The organism is Vibrio sp. STUT-A16 (assembly GCF_026000495.1).
GTDB classification, from domain to species: domain Bacteria; phylum Pseudomonadota; class Gammaproteobacteria; order Enterobacterales; family Vibrionaceae; genus Vibrio; species Vibrio diabolicus.
The window spans coordinates 1,382,656-1,400,344 of record NZ_AP026766.1 but is presented as its reverse complement, the minus strand read 5'-3'; the positions used below and the strand labels follow the sequence as shown (position 1 = coordinate 1,400,344).

Sequence of the window (17,689 nt, the reverse complement as noted above, 5' to 3'; positions counted from 1 at the left end):
GGACTTAACTAAGCAACTCACCTTAATAATATTCGCCGTACGAGCAGTCTCGTAAGTCTGAAATACTGTAGTTTTTCAACGAGTTGATTTTAAAGTTAAACACCACCTGTTTACAGACGACACCTTCATGATCGGTATAGGTAATAAAGCCTTCACTGTAAGCACGTTTGCCATCAGAAGACGTAACATCGGCCACGAGCTCTAAATGCCCTTTGTGCGCCTCTACGCGATTCATCATCTCAAACACATCCATCCATTCTTCGCGATTTGCCATTTGTATCAACATGGATTTGGCCTGTGTTTCCAACTGCTGCGGATACACGTAATAACGGTTGTAACCAAAGTATGCGCACATCAGTAATAAAACGAGTGCAAATGAGGTTGTTCTTGTCATGCAAGCTGCCTCTTGTTGTTATAAAAATCCTGCTTCGTTAGTTCAGTATAGGAAGCGAGCAAAGTTTAGGTCATGGAACTTGCTCAAATAACAGAGAACAGTCAGAGAGAGTCAATTCTATGACAAGCTCAGCACAGGTTTAACTTATGCAACACAACAAATTCTAAGGGCTTTAACTATGGAATATGCACACCGATCTGGGTTGTCACCATACGGTGATCTGAGCCTTGTGGTAAAGCAGAGGATTGTCGAGAGCAAATGATTCGCTGTCCTTGATCAGATTTTAGCCACAAATGATCAATACCTATCATCATCGGCTCGGGCACGTTTATGCCTTTGATGTTGGTTGGCCAGCTCGTCACTGGCGCGGTTTGAAAACTCGGGAACAGCGTAGAAAAACGAGGGCTAACCGAGGAGAGATTGAAATCCCCCACAACCAACACCTCTGGCTCAGGATAAAGCGCGGTCAGCGTTTCTATGGTTCGCACCAGCGCATTTCTTTGATGCCAAAGCTCGCTGGTTCTTGGTGACGGTGGATGAGCCGCAAACAAAGTGATCGGTGCTTGACCTTTAGGCAACCAAACCGCTCTGATGACTTCTTGTCCATTTGGCGCACGATAAACCGAAACCTCCGTGATCGGGTGTCGGCTAAGAATCATCAAATTTGATGGGTACCCCACGTCACGTTGGCCACCATAATAATGCGGATAGACATCATCCAACATGTGCAAAAGGCTGCCAACACGCGGCGTCAGTTCTTGCATTACCACCAAATCAGCAGGATGCCTCAACAGATAGTTGATGAACTGATTGATGTCCGAGTTTTCGTAAAAAAGATTGAATTGAATGACGCTCAAAGACTGCGAGCAAGACGCCACATGGCTGCGCTGCGGCGGAACAAGTAACGAGACAAACAAAATAGCGACAAAGGCAGAAAATGCACTTTGCAACCATCGGCGAGCAATAAAAAACGCCGAGGCTAAAACAACGTAAGTGAACACAATGAGGGCGGGAATCGAGGTAAGATTCTCCGCCCACCAAATATGTTCAATTTGCCTGACCGCCAGCCAAATAAGAGCGGGTAGGAGCAATATGATCCACTTAAAAACGCTCGACACACGCACTGCTCGTTTCGCTATTACATATCATAAGCTTAAATGCAATTTCTCAACTCGCCAGTGCGTGAAGCGTTGATGTTAGACGTGGTGTACCTCCTCCTCGACAGGCTCTGGTTGAGCGGCCGTTTCACTGATTTCAATCTTAACCGCTGCGACTTTGAATTCAGGAATTTTCGCATGCGGGTCCGTTGCCGTAGTCGTCAAGCGGTTGACTGGCGACTCAACGAAATGGAAAGGAATAAACACGACGCCTTTTTGCATTCGCTTAGTCACAAACGCATCAATTTCGATGCTGCCACGACGAGTCGACACTTTTAGGCGCTGACCATTATGGATACCAATTGCTTCAGCATCTTCAACACTGATCATCGCTCTTGGCCCAGCAAGGTTATCCAACCCTTTCGTTTTGCGCGTCATCGTACCGGTGTGGAACTGTTCTAGCACACGCCCTGTTGTAAGCACCAAAGGATACTCTTCATCAGGCAACTCAGCTGCATAGCGGAACGGCACGCCCACCATTTGACCTTTCCCTCGGGTAAATTGGGTTTGGTGCATAATACGAGTACCGTTTGGATTGTTCTTGTTACTTGGCCATTGAACACCGTTCGGCGTGATCGCGTCCCAACGCAACCCTGCATATTGCGGCGTTACACGCGCGATCTCGCTAGTGATTTCAGAAACGCACTGGTAATGCCAATCGCTACCCATCGCGTTTGCGATCGCTTGAATGATCCACCAATCTTCTTTCGCCTCACCCGGCGCTTTCACTGCCGCATTAACGCGCTGCACGCGTCGCTCAGTATTGGTGAAGTGACCGGATTTTTCCGCAAATGAACAAGAAGGCAATACCACATCGGCGTACTGCGCCGTCTCGGTGAGGAAGATGTCTTGCACGACCAAGAAGTCGAGTGCTTCCAACCCTTCAATCACGTGTGCTTGGTTTGGATCGCTCAGTACTGGGTTTTCGCCCATGATGTACATCCCGCGAACTTCTCGTTTGCACGCCGCATCGATGATTTCCGTTAGGGTAAGCCCTTGCTCAGAAGGTAAGTTCGGCGCATCCCACTCAATCGCGAATTTCTGACGAACAATCGGGTTATACACTTTTTGGTATCCCGGATAACAGTTCGGCAATGCGCCCATATCACACGCACCTTGTACGTTTGATTGACCGCGCAGTGGGTTAATACCACCACCCTCAATACCGATGTTGCCACACAACAATTGCAGGTTTGCAATCGAACGAACGTTGTCGTGCCCTGTTGTATGCTGGGTAATACCCATTGAGTAATACACCGCCGTGCGTTTTGCCGTACCGATCATTCGCGCCATCGCGAAAATATCGTCCGCTTTTACGCCCGTCACTAACTCAACTTTGTCGAGATTGTACGCTGGCGACATCACCTCTTGAAGCAAGGTATCAAAGCCGTCGACGCGCTCTTCGATGTATTCTTGATCGTACCAACCATTTTTGATGATTTGCTGCATCACGCCATTGAGCAACATAACATCCGTGCCCGGACGATGCGCCAAGTACAGCTCTGCATGTTCAGCCATGTCCACTCGTTTCGGGTCTGCCACAATCAAGCGTGCCCCGTGATGACGAATCGCCTGTTTGATGTGCGAAGCAATGATCGGGTGCGCAGATGTGGTGTCAGAACCGATAATAAAGATCACATCGGAATGCTTAATGCTCGGAATGTCGTTGGTCATCGCACCACTCCCCAACGATGCTTCAAGCCCAGTCACACTTGATGCGTGACACAAACGTGCGCAGTGATCAACGTTGTTCGTACCAAGTTCACGACGGATGAATTTTTGAAACGCGTAGTTATCTTCGTTAGTGGTTTTCGCTGAAGAGAATCCGGCCAGTGCGTTGCTACCAAAATCTTGCTTGATGGTCGAAAGCTTCGAAGCCACTAGCTGAATCGCTTCGTCCCAAGTTGCTGGCTGCAACCAACCATCTTTACGAATCAGTGGTGTCGTTAAACGCTCTTCGCTGCTAATGAAATCAAAACCAAAACGGCCTTTCACGCACAGCATTCCTTGGTTAACTGGCGAATCCGCCCCTTTTACATAGCGGATTTTGTTTTGTCGCTCATCGACAAACATGGTCAACTTACAACCCACACCACAATAGGTACAAATGGTATCGACGGCTTTTAGATGTTCGGTCCTGCCTTGAGAGCGGTCACGGCTGTCCACCATCGCGCCCGTTGGACATGCCTGAACACACGCCCCACATTGCACGCATTTTGAATCGCCCATGAGCGTCAAACCGCTGCAACTTGCGCCTTTTTCATCGAAACGGAATCGTGGACGATCATCTGGTCGTAAAGCTGGTCGGCCATTTTTATCCGACACAAAACTCAACACACCATGTACCGCTTGCTCGCGGCATGCTTGAATACACTGACCACAACTGATGCAGCGGTTAGCATCAAATTCAATGAACTCAGAACTGCGGTCTACTTCGTATTTATGACGAAGATCTTTCGCTCGCAAATCGAGCCAATCTTGATGACCAATCACGTTAGCAGAGGAAACGTCCACGGAAACATCGAAATGTTGCTCGGCATGATATTCCGTTGAGTAATCTCGCAAGGCACAGTCGGTATTCGCTTGGCAACCACACTCTAAGCAGCGCGCCGCTTCTTTCATGGCCTCTTCGTTATCAAAGCCCAGTTCCACTTCAGCAAAACTCTGCTCACGCTGCGCTGGAGTCAACTCCGGCATGATTGAACGAGCAACTTTTTGGATGTTTTCAAAATGAAGTGGGTCAACCTGTACCAGTTTTTTCTCTTTACGAGAGTTGAACGCAGGTTTCGGCATATCCGCCATATCGCCATTGAGGAACAGATCAATCGCTTTTGCCGCAACTCGCCCGTCTCCCACTGCTTCAACCGCTGTCGCAGGACCACGACGAAAATCACCGATACTGAAGATATTGCCCGTACCCGTGTGCATGGTTTGCGCATTGGATTCAGATGTGTTCCAACGCGTTAGAGGAATGGAGAGCTCATCGTTTTCTAAGAAGCTGAGATCCGGCTTTTGCGATACCGCTGCAATCACGGTATCAAATGCTTCAGTAAAGAACTCACCCGTTGGTTTCGGACTACGACGACCAGACGCATCTGGCTCACCTAACGCCATTCGTTCTAATCGAATTGCCTTCACGCGGCCGTTTTCATCCGCGATGTTTTCCGCCGGATTCGTTAAGAAATGGAACTTCACGCCCTCATGTTCAGCTTCGACGATTTCGTAGTCTTCGGCTGGCATTTCGTCACGAGTTCGACGATAGATCAAAGTGGTATCGGCACCCGCACGACGCGCCGTACGCGCACAGTCGATCGCAGTGTTACCACCACCAATCACGGCAACTTTTTTGCCCGTAACGTAGTTTTGTTCTATAACGTAATCTTTCAGATAATCAACACCGAGGTAGCAACCGTCCAAGTCGCTACCAGGATAATTCATTTCTACCGCTTGAGACGCCCCCACAGCCAAACAGACAGCATCGTAGTCTTCACTCAATTGAGACAGCGTGAAATCAACACCAAGCTTTTTGTTGGTTTCAACTTGCATGCCGTTGCGGCACATCAGTTCGATTTCTTTGTCTAGAATGTCTTTGGGTAGGCGATATTCAGGAATGCCGTAGCGTAGCCAACCGCCTGCTTTTGGCATGGACTCAAATACGGTGACGTCATAACCTTCATTCGACAAGTAATAACCTGCCGTTAAGCCACCGGGGCCACTACCAACAACGGCGATCTTGCGATGCTTCGCTGGTTTTTTCTCTGGGACATACGCTTCATGCGCCGCTAAATCTGCGTCTGCGGCATGGCGTTTGAGTTGGCGAATGGCAATCGGCTCATCCACCAAAGAACGGCGACACTCACTTTCGCAGAATGCCGGACACACGCGCCCAATCGACAACGGCATTGGCAGTGTGCGTTTAATAACTTCAATCGCTTTTTGATGATCGTTTTGCGAGATATGGTAGAGGTAAGATTGGATGTCTACCCCAGCAGGACACGCCGTTTTGCATGGAGCTTCACAGTCGGCGTAGTGGTCCGTCATGATTCGGTTGAGCGCTTTTCTGCGGTGCTCACTCAGTTGTTCTGATTGTGTGACGACATTGAGACCGCGGTACACTTTGAGATCACAGGCGCGCTTAGTTCCGCCACTTTCCACTTCGACAACACACAAATCACACGGAATTTTCTCGTTACTTTTGTTCATTCCGCACAGTGAAGGGATTTCGACCCCACACACTTTGGCTGCTTCCAGAAGGGTTAGCCCCTCTTCTACAATTCTATATTTTCCATCGATGACAATTTCTATCATACAACCCCCGAAGCAGGCACATTAAACCTTACATTCTATAAGGATAACCCCTACCATGGAAAGTTCGTGTGACAAAAAACTCAATAAAGAGATATTTATTGGCGATTAATATGTCCAACCGATCCCAAGATGCACCAAATATCTCACGCTTACTTGGGGGTGAATGCTTGACTTTCCCCCTAGGGTAACCTTTATTATTAAGCGGTTACTCGTTATTTACACTCATTTTGACTGGACTCCGTATGCGCCTTAAATCACTGCATACAATTTGGCTAACGTTATGTACAACGCTGATACTGCTGGTATCTAGCGTGGTTAACAGCGCGCCTTTAATGAGTATCAAAATGATGTCGAGTGGCGCTATGATGCCTGAACACATGACAGAAATGGCAAGTGCGAACGATCACTGTGGCTCCCCGAGCATGAGCATGGAGATGGCCTCATCGTTGAGCTCCGACTCTACAGAAATGCCCATGAGCTGTGTTGATGGCTCCGGCATGATCCACAATTGCTGCACAGCATCTTGTTCATTCGTTTTCGTCCCGTTACCAGTCACTGACAGCCAACTATCCCCACTGGCTTATCGCGCATCCATTGCCTCAGAAATTACCGCACCAGTGGTACAAGTCACCCATGATTTGTATCGGCCTCCGATAGTTTAATCCATACAAAGCATTCGACCCTGCATCGCTTTGCAGGCAGTTTCTTTGCGCCCAACTGATAGCGTGCTCACCTCAGCTATTCGCTCGTAACTCCATTTGTTACCTGCTATTTAGCGATAAAAAAGTGCGTCATCCGTTTGGCAAATACCAACGCTCTCCCGCTCGGTTCAATCGATCCCGAAACGCAAAAGAGCTTGGTATCAATTTGGATGTAAATTATGGAATTCAACCCAAATCGCTTAGTGGCACCAGTATGCTCACTGGCTCTGGTTGCCCTACCTGCTTTCAATGTGGTGGCACAATCGCCAGCCAATACGAAAGCACAACAAGAAGCGCAAGCTCAATCAATCCAAGCTCAGTCAACCAATGAGCTAGCAAACCTCATTAGCGTTGCGTTGAGTAACGATGGAAACCGTAAGCAGTTCTATGCTCAATCGGAAGCAATGCGTGAAACAGGCGTAGCCAGCGCAACCTTGATGGACCCGAAATTGAAAGTCGGTTTTGGTGGTTTGCCTGTCGATAGCTTCAAATTTGACGAGGATCCGATGACCAATATCTCCGTCGGTTTGATGCAACAGTTCGAACGTGGCTCGACGCTCAATCTTCAACAAAAGAAAGCCAATCAACAAGCCGATGGTTTGTCGTTGCAAGTTCACGCACGGGAGCTTGAAGTGGCAAACAGCATGACTCAGCTTTGGTTGGAGCTGGGCTATCAGCAGAAAGCAGAGCAAATTTTGCTAGAAAACCGTCGGCTCATGACGGAAATGGAAAACTTCATTCAAACCAATTACTCAATCGGCAAAAGCGAAGCGCAAGATTTACTGAATGCACAGCTTCAAGTGAGTAAGTTGGATGAAAAGCTGCAAGCCAACGCACAAATGCAGCGCCGTTTGGTCTCGCAACTCTCAGAATGGCTGGGCTCTGACTGGCTCAATACCTATACCCAAAACGGACGCTCAACACTTCAAGCCAGCAACACACTGACTTGGGCGTCATTAAACCAAAAGTTGTCTGCAAATAGCGAAACGACCAAGCACTACCAACAGTTGAGTGATCACCCGATGGTGAAAATGGCAGACGTAAGTATTTCTGCCAATGAAACTCAAGTGGACATTGCAGAGCAAGCTTACACGCCTCAATTCGGTGTGGAAGTGATGTACGCTTATCGTCAAGCCAACAATATGAAAGGCGAACCTGCATCGGATTTGGTGAGCGCGTATCTAACAATGGACATTCCCCTGTTCACTGGTAATCGCCAAGACCGCAACTTAGCCGCCGCGCAGTATCAAGTGGGTGCTGCTCGCTCACAAAAAGATACGTTACTGACTCAGATGAACGCGAAGGTCAACACATTGCTGGTTGATCGCGCTAACTTGAGTCAGCGTTTAGAGCGTTATCAATCCACCTTACTTCCCCAAGTTCAAGCTCGTATTCACGCGGTAGAAAGGGGTTATCAAAACAACACCGCACAGTTTAACGATGTGATCATGGCAAGCACAGACGAGCTGGCGCTAAAGCTCGAACAGCAACGTCTTATTACCGATTTAAACATCGTAAACAGCAACTTAGCGGCTTTATTGGGTGGTTTCGAATATCAAGTATCCACACCCAACATCACGCCTGAAGCAAGCGCGAACTAAAACAAAAACATGAGAGAACCCAAGTTTGGGGACGATGGCGAATGCACACCAATAAGCAATCAACATCGCTGTCATGCCTCATGGGGAAAATAAGGAATTAGGAATGAGTTCAAATTCAATCAAGATAGCAACCATCGCTCTGCTTGTTGGCGGGGCACTAGGGTTTGGCGTTAATCAGTACCTATCTGGTGCAAACCACGACATGAGCGGCACAGGCGGTAGCGCGGCGAGCAGCTCAAACGAGCCACTCTATTGGGTTGCTCCAATGGATCCAAATTATAAGCGCGACAAACCGGGCAAATCGCCAATGGGCATGGACTTGATCCCAGTGTACGCTGAAGATCTCGCGGGTGAACAAGACAAACCCGGCACGGTAAAAATTGACCCATCAGTTGAAAACAACTTAGGTGTAAAAACTGCTCAAGTCTCTTTAGAGCAACTTTCACCTCGGATTGAAACTGTCGGCTATATCGCGTTTGACGAAAGTCATTTGTGGCAAACCAACGTTCGCGTGGCCGGCTGGGTTGAAAAGCTTTACATCAATGCCGTGGGTGAAAAGGTCAAAAAAGGCGATGTGCTGTTCACGCTGTACTCGCCTGAGCTAGTCAAAGCACAAGAAGAGCTGCTGAACGCCTACCGAACTGGGCGTAATGGCCTGGTGAAAGGCGCGACAGAACGTTTAGTGACACTGGGTGTTGATCGTTCTCAAATCAGAGCCATCACTCAACGCGGGAAAGCATCGCAAACTATTGAAATTAAAGCTCCGGAAGATGGCGTCATCGCGAGTTTGAACGTTCGTGAAGGTGGTTACCTATCCCCTGCTCAAGCGGTGATCAGCGCGGGCCCACTTGAAAACGTATGGGTGGATGCCGAAGTATTTGAGCGCCAAGCTCACTGGATGAAAGCAGGAAGTAGCGCCACTATGACGCTTGATGCTATTCCAGGCAATGAATGGAAAGGGGTTGTCGACTACGTATACCCTATTCTGGATCCTAAAACTCGTACCTTGCGTGTACGCCTCAAGTTCCCTAACCCGAATGGCGATCTTAAGCCTAATATGTTTGCCAACATTGCCCTTCAACCAGTCACTGATAACGCGGTTATGACTATTCCTAAGTCTTCCGTTATTCGATCCGGCGGTATGACCCGAGTCGTGTTGTCTGAAGGCGATGGTAAATACCGTTCAACGCGCATCAAAGTCGGGCGTGAAGCCGACGACAAAATCGAGGTGTTACAAGGTCTGTCTCAAGATGATCGCATCGTAACCTCTGCACACTTTATGTTGGATTCGGAATCAAGCCAAACGGCTGATCTATCCCGTATTTCATCACCTACTGAAGCCAAAGCAGAAACAGTTTGGGCTAAGGGTGAAATCACCGATGTGATGAAAGATCACCGTATGTTGACCATTAATCATCAGCCCGTAGCAGAGTGGGATTGGCCGGGTATGGTCATGAACTTTACCCTCGCAGATGACGTTGATGTAGGCACTCTGCAAAAAGGCCAAGCTATCGAGTTTGAAATTCAGAAAACAGAGTCAGGTCAATATGAAGTCGTTGACTACAAAGCCGATGACAGCGTTGTCGTGACTGACGTATGGATTACCGGAGATATCAGCATGTTGATGGCGGATTTTGGGATGATAACTCTCAACCACCTCCCAGTTGCAGAATGGAACTGGGAGGCAGGAGAGATGAACTTCTCTGTAGGTGATGAAGTGGATCTATCCGGATTCAAAGAAGGTCAGAAAGTACGGTTTTTAGTTGAAAAACAAGGAGCTGACTACGTCTTGAAGCAACTTGAAGCGGTTGAGGGCTAACTATGATTGGAGCAATAATCCGCTGGTCGATCAAAAACCGTTTCATGGTTTTGATCGCTACCTTAGCGCTTGTTTTAACCGGACTTTACAGTGTAAAGAATACACCTGTAGACGCCATTCCGGATCTTTCTGATGTTCAAGTGATCATCAAAACAAGCTACCCAGGCCAAGCACCTCAAGTAGTTGAAGATCAAGTTACTTACCCGCTAACAACCGCCATGCTCGCCGTACCAGGAGCGGAAACCGTTCGTGGTTATTCATTTTTTGGTGACTCATATGTTTATATCATTTTTAACGATGATACCGACATGTATTGGGCACGTTCGCGCGTTTTAGAGTACCTAAGCCAAGTAGCACCTAAATTACCACCGAGTGCAAAACCGACATTAGGACCAGATGCGACGGGAGTGGGTTGGGTCTACAGCTATGTACTGCAAGATAAAACTGGCAACCATGATCTTGCTGATCTGCGTAGTATGCAAGACTGGTTCTTGAAATATGAGCTGCAAACCGTCGATGGCGTCTCTGAAGTCGCAACCGTTGGCGGTATGGTGAAGCAATATCAAGTTCAGATTGACCCAGCAAAGCTACGTGCTTACAACCTGACACTGCAACAAGTGAACATGGCGATCCAAAACGGCAATCAGGAAACGGGCGCCTCTGTTGTTGAAGTAGCAGAAGCGGAACATATGGTTCGCACTACAGGTTACCTAACGAGTATTGAGGATATTGAATCACTCCCGCTCAAAGTGACAGAGAAAGGTACACCGCTCTTATTGGGCGACATTGCTGACATCAACTTAGGTCCGCAAATGCGTCGCGGCATCTCTGAGCTTAACGGCGAAGGTGAAGCGGTTGGTGGCGTGATCGTGATGCGCTATGGCGAAAACGCGAGTGAAGTCATCAGCAAAGTTAAAGACAAACTGGAAGATTTACAGCGCAGCTTACCGGATGGTGTAGAAATCGTGCCTACTTACGATCGCTCCACGCTGATTAACGCTGCCGTAGAAAACTTGTGGAAGAAATTGGCGGAAGAATTCATCGTCGTGGCGATTGTTTGTGCCCTCTTCCTATTTCACATCCGTTCGTCTTTGGTTATCGCGCTGAGCTTGCCCGTCGGTATTTTATCCGCGTTTATCGTCATGCATTCTCAAGGCATTAACGCCAACATCATGTCGCTCGGGGGGATTGCCATCGCCATCGGTGCTATGGTGGATGGTGCCATCGTAATGATAGAAAACGTCCACAAGCATATTGAACGAACGCCTCTCACGGATAAGAACCGCTGGCAAGTGATTGGCAAAGCCGCTGAAGAAGTAGGCGCGCCCCTGTTCTTCTCACTGCTTATCATCACGTTAAGCTTTGTGCCAGTATTTGCACTGGAAGGTCAAGAGGGCAAGATGTTCTCCCCTCTCGCCTTTACTAAAACTTATGCCATGGCCGCAGCAGCAGGTTTGGCAATTACCCTCGTACCTGTGCTCATGGGTTATTTCATCCGTGGCAACGTATTACCAGAGCATAAGAATCCAGTAAATAGAGGCTTAATTGCGCTGTATCGCCCGTTGCTGAATACCAGCCTCAAGTACCCTAAGAGTATGATCGTTATCGCTTTAGGCCTAATGGCGTCAGCTTACTATCCAACCAGTCAACTGGGTAGCGAGTTCATCCCACCATTGGATGAAGGCGACTTGATGTACATGCCGACTACGTATCCGGGAATCTCGATTGGTAAAGCACGTGAACTAGTTCAGCAAACCAACAAGCTGATCAAAACCGTACCGGAAGTCAAAACGGTTTGGGGCAAGATTGGCCGTGCGGAAACGGCCACCGATCCTGCACCACTTACCATGATTGAAACAGTTATTCAGCTAAAACCTCACGATCAATGGCGTGAAGGCGTGACGACAGAGTCGTTACGCAAAGAGTTCGATGAACTGATTCAGTTTCCGGGACTCACCAACGCTTGGGTAATGCCAATCAAAACGCGTATCGACATGCTGGCGACCGGTATTAAAACGCCAATTGGGATCAAGATTGCAGGCCCAGACCTGAAAGAGATCGAAAAAATTGGTGCTCAGCTGGAACCTATTCTTAATAGCGTTCACGGCACCTCATCTGTATATGCGGAGCGTGTCGCGGGTGGCCGTTACGTAACGATTGATATCAAACGCCGCGCAGCTGCGAGATATGGATTGAGCATCAAAGACGTTCAGCAAGTTATCTCAACAGCTGTTGGGGGTATGAATGTTGGAGAAACCATTGAAGGCTTGGAACGCTACCCGATTAACGTTCGCTACCCGCAAGACTACCGTGACTCGGTTGTTAAACTGCAAAACCTACCACTGGTAACCCCCAACGGCGCACGCATCGCACTCGCAGACGTGGCAGATATTCGTTATGAAGATGGTCCACCGATGATCAAAACCGAAAACGCGCGTCCAAACGGTTGGGTTTTCGTGGATATCGAAGGTCGTGACCTGGGCTCATACGTCGTGGAAGCACAACAAGTAGTAGCAGATCAACTTGAATTACCTGCGGGTTATTCGCTGGCTTGGTCAGGTCAGTACGAATACATGGAACGCGCCAAAGACCGCTTAAGTGTCGTAGTACCAATCACTATTGCGATCATCATGATGCTACTTTACTTCAGCTTTCGCCGTGTAGGTGAGGTGCTGATCATCATGCTGACGCTGCCTTTAGCAATGGTTGGTGGCTTATGGCTGATGCATTATCTGAACTACAACTTCTCTATTGCCGTGGGGGTTGGGTTTATCGCCCTCGCCGGCGTTGCGGTGGAGATAGGCGTCATCATGCTGGTGTATCTCAACCAAGCGTGGCACCACCGAAAACTGGATGCAGAAGAGAAACAACGACCGCTTCAAGCGCGGGATCTTACAGACGCAATTCGCGAAGGTGCTGGCTTACGTGTGCGGCCTGTCATGATGACCGTATTAACGGTAATCATTGGTCTTATTCCAATCATGTACGGCGAGGGGACAGGCTCTGAAGTGATGCAACGCATCGCTGCACCGATGATTGGTGGCATGGCCTCTGCCCTGCTGTTAACACTGCTTGTGTTACCTGCCATCTTCAAGCTGTGGAAACAGCGTGAAGTGAAATCAACTCAACACCAAGATAAATAACAACGAGCGCCATTATTCAGAGAGTAATGGCGCGATAGCTCATTGATAGTAAAGGAAATCAACATGAAAAAGACTCTTATCACTCTTGCTCTAACCATGGTATCGGGTGGCGTATTTGCTCAAATGGATAACTCAAACATGAACCACGAAAATATGGAGCATGGTCAAATGGATCACGGTTCCATGAACATGGATACAATGCCGATGGATCATGGAAAAATGGACCACGGTAAAATGGATCATTCTGGTATGAGCGGCATGCCGGGCATGTCAGCGGTTGGTATGCCTGCAAATGGCGCAAAACCAGACAAAGTCGTTCATGTACTCTTAACGGATGATATGAAAATTACATTCAAAAAAGACGTGACAATAGAACCGGATGATGTGGTTCAATTTGTGGTAATGAATACTGGCAAAATCAATCACGAATTTACCATTGGTTCAGCAGAAGAACAGCTTAAACACCGTGAAATGATGAAAACCATGTCTGGCGATCACATGCATGACTCCGGCAATGCGGTCACTGTTGAACCAGGCAAAGCGAAACAACTCCTGTGGCACTTCCATGGCGATAAAAATGTAGAGTTCGCGTGTAATATCCCCGGTCATGCAGAAGCCGGCATGGTCAAAAAAGTGGAACTGTAGTGAAACCGGATTTACGCATTCACACGGTTCTTAGACGTTAAATGTAAATACAAAAGGAGCTGATTCAGCTCCTTTTTATTTCACCCCAAATACTAGATTATCGCATCACAAACAGCTCTTCATGATAGTGATGTTCTGTATCAAAACGATATGCCTCTAACTCTTTTTTCAGGGTTCGAGAGAATACCTCCGGTCCACAGAAATAAAACTCATAACGCGATAAATCGCCGCATTCCTTCGCAATTCGTTCAACATTAAGTCGAGGTGAAATCGCAGTATCTATCACGTTCAGTTTCACTTGTGCCTGACGCGCAGCATTCCACAGTTCATCCACTAAATGACTATCTAAGCCACGTGTGCAATAAAACAAATGTACTGGCGGATGTCTTTTTAGCGTTTTCAATGAAGATAAGATGGCAAAGAACGACGCTATTCCGACACCACCAGCAATCCAAACTTGCGGCTTGTTGACATCAAACTCTAAACGTCCATATGGCCCTTCAACAACAACCTCATTACCCGCTTTCACGCGCTGGTACAAATTGGTCGTGAAATCGCCTAGCTCTTTGATCAAAAAACGGACCTCTGGATCGTGCTCACCTGAAACAATCGTAAACGGATGTGGATCTTCATTACCAAAACGAACGTAAGCAAACTGTCCTGCTTTGTGCCCTTGCCAAGGTTTTCCTTGACCGTTATTGCTTGGCGCCAAAACCAGCTCCATCACGCGCGCTTGAGGGAAGTAGCGAGTCGACACCACTTTGGCTGGATAGCGGTTCGCTCGTCCGACAAAGCCAAACAAACTATAAACGGCAGCCGCAGAGCCCATCAATGCAAAACCAAAAGCGATAAAATGAATGGGATCGCCCCAGTACGCATGCTTTATCAATAAGACCGAATGCAAGGCAACCATCAAATACACCACAGCCATCAAACGATGGGACAACTTGAAAGGTTTGTATTTAACAACCGTCCAGAGTGACACTGCTAGCAATACCAATAGCAAATAAAAGCCCCACTCACCTAAATTCAAGCCTATATCACGCAGTTCTTTAACCCATAACTCAAAACCAACGAAGTTATTGCCTGATGGCCCTGCTCCAGTGTGTTTTACTGGTTTTTCCAACCAACCAGCAGCAACGAGCCACTTCGGCACTTTATACATAAGCCAATGGATCACACCCAAACTGACGCCTGCTATACCTAACCACTTGTGTACTCGATATGCCTTGTCCATGCCATGAACCCATTGCTCTATCACAGGTAAGCGCAGCGCCAGCACCATCGCAATAGACATCAAAGCTAACGACAAAACACCAGAATATTGAATAAGCGCGGAGCTCCATTGGGAGAATTGGGTCGAGGAAAGCAGTTGCGGTTCACTCATCCACCACAACACAGACACGGCGGCAATTATCATCCATACAAAATTTCGTACAGTTTTCATGAACATCACTCTCAAATTGACGACAACTCTAGTTTAGTTTTTCTAGCGTAATGCAACGTCAATATTCGTAAAGTTGAGTAAACCCACAATATACCCAAGATCAATAACAAACTTGGAGGTATTGCGCAGAATCCTACAAAAAATCGACATGGATTTAACAGTGGTTAGAGTATTCGCTCGTTATAGTTTGCGTAACATCGCCACAGTGCGAACCAAAACCAAAATGAAGAACACGACGCATGAAAAAGTTATTTTTGTTGGCTGGGCTAATGGTTTGCTCAACCCTAAGTTACGCTTCCCAATTGAATGAAGACATTTCTCTCATCGAACAACAAACCTCAAGCAGAATTGGAGTCTCGGTTTGGGATACGCAAACCGATGAGCGCTGGGATTACCGTGGCGATGAACGCTTCCCACTCATGAGCACATTCAAAACCTTGGCTTGCGCCACAATGCTAAGTGATATGGACAGCGGTAAGCTAAGTAAAAATGCGACCGCGAAAGTCGATGAGCGCAGCATCGTTGTGTGGTCTCCAGTGATGGACAAACTCGCAGGCCAAAACACACGCGTAGAACACGCTTGTGAAGCCGCGATGTTGATGAGTGATAATACTGCTGCCAACTTAGTATTGAATGAAATCGGCGGCCCTAAGGCCGTGACAATGTTTCTGCGTTCAATTGGTGATAAAGCGACGCGCCTAGATAGATTAGAACCACGTTTGAACGAAGCGACACCGGGAGACAACCGCGACACCACCACACCTAACGCCATGGTAAACACTCTGCGAACCTTGATTGAAGGAGAAACGTTGTCTTACGAGTCTCGCGTGCAATTAAAAATCTGGATGCAGGACAACAAGGTTTCAGACTCGTTAATGCGTTCAGTATTACCAACAGGTTGGTCTATCGCCGACCGCTCTGGTGCGGGTGGTCACGGTTCGCGTGGTATTAACGCAATCATATGGAAGGAAAACCATCGTCCTGTTTACATTAGTATCTATGTCACAGAAACCGAGCTATCACTGCAAGCCAGAGACCAGCTCATCGCGCAAATCAGTCAGTTGATTTTACAGAAATACAAAGATAATTAATTCACTGCTTACATATTTACTTTCCTAAGTTCACCCTCTTTGCCCTTCTCTTCCCTGAAGGGCTTTCTTATTCTTTGGTTCTACCTCAAAAACACCCCTTATTGAGTAATGACTTACTTATAAATAGGTATAACATTTATTCATTTAGGCGTGAGTTAACGCCCACATTAAGCAATTGAACACACATAGATAGCGATAAATAAACCATAATCTTACGTAGAAACACATTTTTCTTGAAAATAGCTTCGTGTAACTTATTGTCGGTATTTGCAACATCGCAAGGAGACGTCTATTGAGACTTGAAAGAACTTTTAACCCTGATGACTTATCGATGCAGAACATGGAAAGTCCGATCTGTATGCCGATAGGGTTTGTTCACTTTTTAGCTCAATCGGAAACATTGCAGCAGGTGCTCGATACAGTCGCAGAATGGATAAATCGTATATTCAATTCCGACCGCGCGAGTATCACGCTTTATGAAAATGATGATCATCTAAAGGTCTACTCTTTCTCTGGTAATAAAGCGATTCCGGCTGAATTCTTGGTACCTATTCACCGAGCTTTTGTTGGCCGAGTGTTCAAAAAACAACAACTGATGATCTGTGACGATGTCACTCAATCTGATGAGGTCGATTGTGTGATGCTGGCATCCAATGGCATGGGGACGTGTATGGATGCGCCTTTAATGCACGGTAAAGTCTGTTTGGGCACGCTTAATGTTGCACATCACCAAACGCACACTTATACAAACGAACAAGCGGCACAGCTTCAGTGCATTGCTAACTGGATTGCTTTAAACATTGCTCTTCATATACAAATTATGAAAATGGAGCATCTTGCCACAACGGATGACCTGACTGGCATTCCAAACCGCAGAGAATTCATGCGACAAATCGAAAGCCGCCTGAATGAATACCGCACCCAAGGCATTGACTTCCATGTTGCTATTCTAGATTTAGACAACTTTAAGAGCCTTAATGATCGGTTTGGTCATGACGCTGGCGATAAATCTCTGATCCATGCAGTCAACACCATTCAAAGCCATCTACTTGACTGTGACTTACTTGCCAGAGTTGGCGGTGAAGAGTTTGCCATCGTACTAAGAAGCCGGTCATCGCAAGAAGCCCTAAACACATTAGAAACGATTCGCAATGCGCTAGAAACTACGACGATTCAACACTCAGGTCGTGATATGAGCTTTACCGCTAGTATTGGTGTAACTCAAGTCTGTAGCTTGGATGACTCGTTTGAACCACTCGTAAAACGCGCCGACTTAGCCCTTTACAAAGCCAAAGAAACCGGTAGAAACCGTGTTGAGGTTCATAAAACAGAAGAAAACTAGAAAAGAGAGTGATAAAAAAGGTAGCGACTTGTTGCGCTACC

At 47.3% G+C, this 17,689-nt stretch carries 11 protein-coding genes; 7 read left to right on the top strand and 4 right to left on the bottom strand.

Annotated elements, in window-relative coordinates:
* Positions 1-22: 22 nt before the first annotated feature.
* From OO778_RS22850 to fdhF, 3 genes are all read right to left on the bottom strand, one after another.
* The gene (locus OO778_RS22850) at positions 23-394 is read right to left on the bottom strand and encodes a hypothetical protein (protein WP_118780948.1); all 372 of its coding nucleotides are present in this window, start codon (positions 392-394) and stop codon (positions 23-25) included.
* A gap of 176 nt (positions 395-570) precedes the next feature.
* On the bottom strand, positions 571-1,512 hold the full coding sequence (locus OO778_RS22845) for an endonuclease/exonuclease/phosphatase family protein (protein ID WP_264911832.1): 942 nt from the start codon (positions 1,510-1,512) through the stop codon (positions 571-573).
* A gap of 78 nt (positions 1,513-1,590) precedes the next feature.
* The gene (gene fdhF / locus OO778_RS22840) at positions 1,591-5,859 is read right to left on the bottom strand and encodes a formate dehydrogenase subunit alpha (RefSeq protein ID WP_264911831.1); all 4,269 of its coding nucleotides are present in this window, start codon (positions 5,857-5,859) and stop codon (positions 1,591-1,593) included.
* Positions 5,860-6,101: 242 nt separating this feature from the next.
* Here fdhF and OO778_RS22835 point away from each other — a divergent pair, with 242 nt between their 5' ends.
* From OO778_RS22835 to OO778_RS22815, 5 genes are all read left to right on the top strand, one after another.
* Positions 6,102-6,521, top strand: a complete 420-nt coding sequence (locus OO778_RS22835; RefSeq protein ID WP_264911830.1) for a hypothetical protein — start codon at positions 6,102-6,104, stop codon at positions 6,519-6,521.
* Positions 6,522-6,739: 218 nt separating this feature from the next.
* The gene (locus tag OO778_RS22830) at positions 6,740-8,161 is read left to right on the top strand and encodes a TolC family protein (RefSeq protein ID WP_264911829.1); all 1,422 of its coding nucleotides are present in this window, start codon (positions 6,740-6,742) and stop codon (positions 8,159-8,161) included.
* Positions 8,162-8,264: 103 nt separating this feature from the next.
* Positions 8,265-9,980 (top strand): efflux RND transporter periplasmic adaptor subunit, encoded by a 1,716-nt coding sequence (locus OO778_RS22825; RefSeq protein WP_264911828.1) that lies wholly within the window; start codon positions 8,265-8,267, stop codon positions 9,978-9,980.
* 2 nt (positions 9,981-9,982) lie between these two features.
* Positions 9,983-13,123, top strand: coding sequence for an efflux RND transporter permease subunit (locus OO778_RS22820; RefSeq protein WP_170891965.1), 3,141 nt, complete (start codon positions 9,983-9,985; stop codon positions 13,121-13,123).
* 63 nt (positions 13,124-13,186) lie between these two features.
* On the top strand, positions 13,187-13,768 hold the full coding sequence (locus OO778_RS22815) for a copper-binding protein (RefSeq protein WP_264911826.1): 582 nt from the start codon (positions 13,187-13,189) through the stop codon (positions 13,766-13,768).
* Between the two features lie 97 nt (positions 13,769-13,865).
* Here OO778_RS22815 and OO778_RS22810 read toward each other — a convergent pair whose 3' ends face one another.
* The gene (locus tag OO778_RS22810) at positions 13,866-15,215 is read right to left on the bottom strand and encodes a ferric reductase-like transmembrane domain-containing protein (RefSeq protein WP_264911825.1); all 1,350 of its coding nucleotides are present in this window, start codon (positions 15,213-15,215) and stop codon (positions 13,866-13,868) included.
* Between the two features lie 239 nt (positions 15,216-15,454).
* Here OO778_RS22810 and blaCARB point away from each other — a divergent pair, with 239 nt between their 5' ends.
* The gene (gene blaCARB, locus OO778_RS22805; RefSeq protein WP_053809595.1) at positions 15,455-16,306 is read left to right on the top strand and encodes a CARB family carbenicillin-hydrolyzing class A beta-lactamase; all 852 of its coding nucleotides are present in this window, start codon (positions 15,455-15,457) and stop codon (positions 16,304-16,306) included.
* Positions 16,307-16,598: 292 nt separating this feature from the next.
* Positions 16,599-17,648 (top strand): sensor domain-containing diguanylate cyclase, encoded by a 1,050-nt coding sequence (locus tag OO778_RS22800; RefSeq protein ID WP_048625291.1) that lies wholly within the window; start codon positions 16,599-16,601, stop codon positions 17,646-17,648.
* Positions 17,649-17,689: the final 41 nt, after the last annotated feature.

What these genes read in the sequence shown, in the direction of transcription:
- OO778_RS22850 (WP_118780948.1), bottom strand. Translation starts at nt 394, where the DNA reads ATGACAAGAACAACCTCATTTGCACTCGTTTTATTACTGATGTGCGCA.
- fdhF (WP_264911831.1), bottom strand. Translation starts at nt 5,859, where the DNA reads ATGATAGAAATTGTCATCGATGGAAAATATAGAATTGTAGAAGAGGGG.
- OO778_RS22835 (WP_264911830.1), top strand. Translation starts at nt 6,102, where the DNA reads ATGCGCCTTAAATCACTGCATACAATTTGGCTAACGTTATGTACAACG.
- OO778_RS22830 (WP_264911829.1), top strand. Translation starts at nt 6,740, where the DNA reads ATGGAATTCAACCCAAATCGCTTAGTGGCACCAGTATGCTCACTGGCT.
- OO778_RS22825 (WP_264911828.1), top strand. Translation starts at nt 8,265, where the DNA reads ATGAGTTCAAATTCAATCAAGATAGCAACCATCGCTCTGCTTGTTGGC.
- OO778_RS22820 (WP_170891965.1), top strand. Translation starts at nt 9,983, where the DNA reads ATGATTGGAGCAATAATCCGCTGGTCGATCAAAAACCGTTTCATGGTT.
- OO778_RS22815 (WP_264911826.1), top strand. Translation starts at nt 13,187, where the DNA reads ATGAAAAAGACTCTTATCACTCTTGCTCTAACCATGGTATCGGGTGGC.
- OO778_RS22810 (WP_264911825.1), bottom strand. Translation starts at nt 15,215, where the DNA reads ATGAAAACTGTACGAAATTTTGTATGGATGATAATTGCCGCCGTGTCT.
- blaCARB (WP_053809595.1), top strand. Translation starts at nt 15,455, where the DNA reads ATGAAAAAGTTATTTTTGTTGGCTGGGCTAATGGTTTGCTCAACCCTA.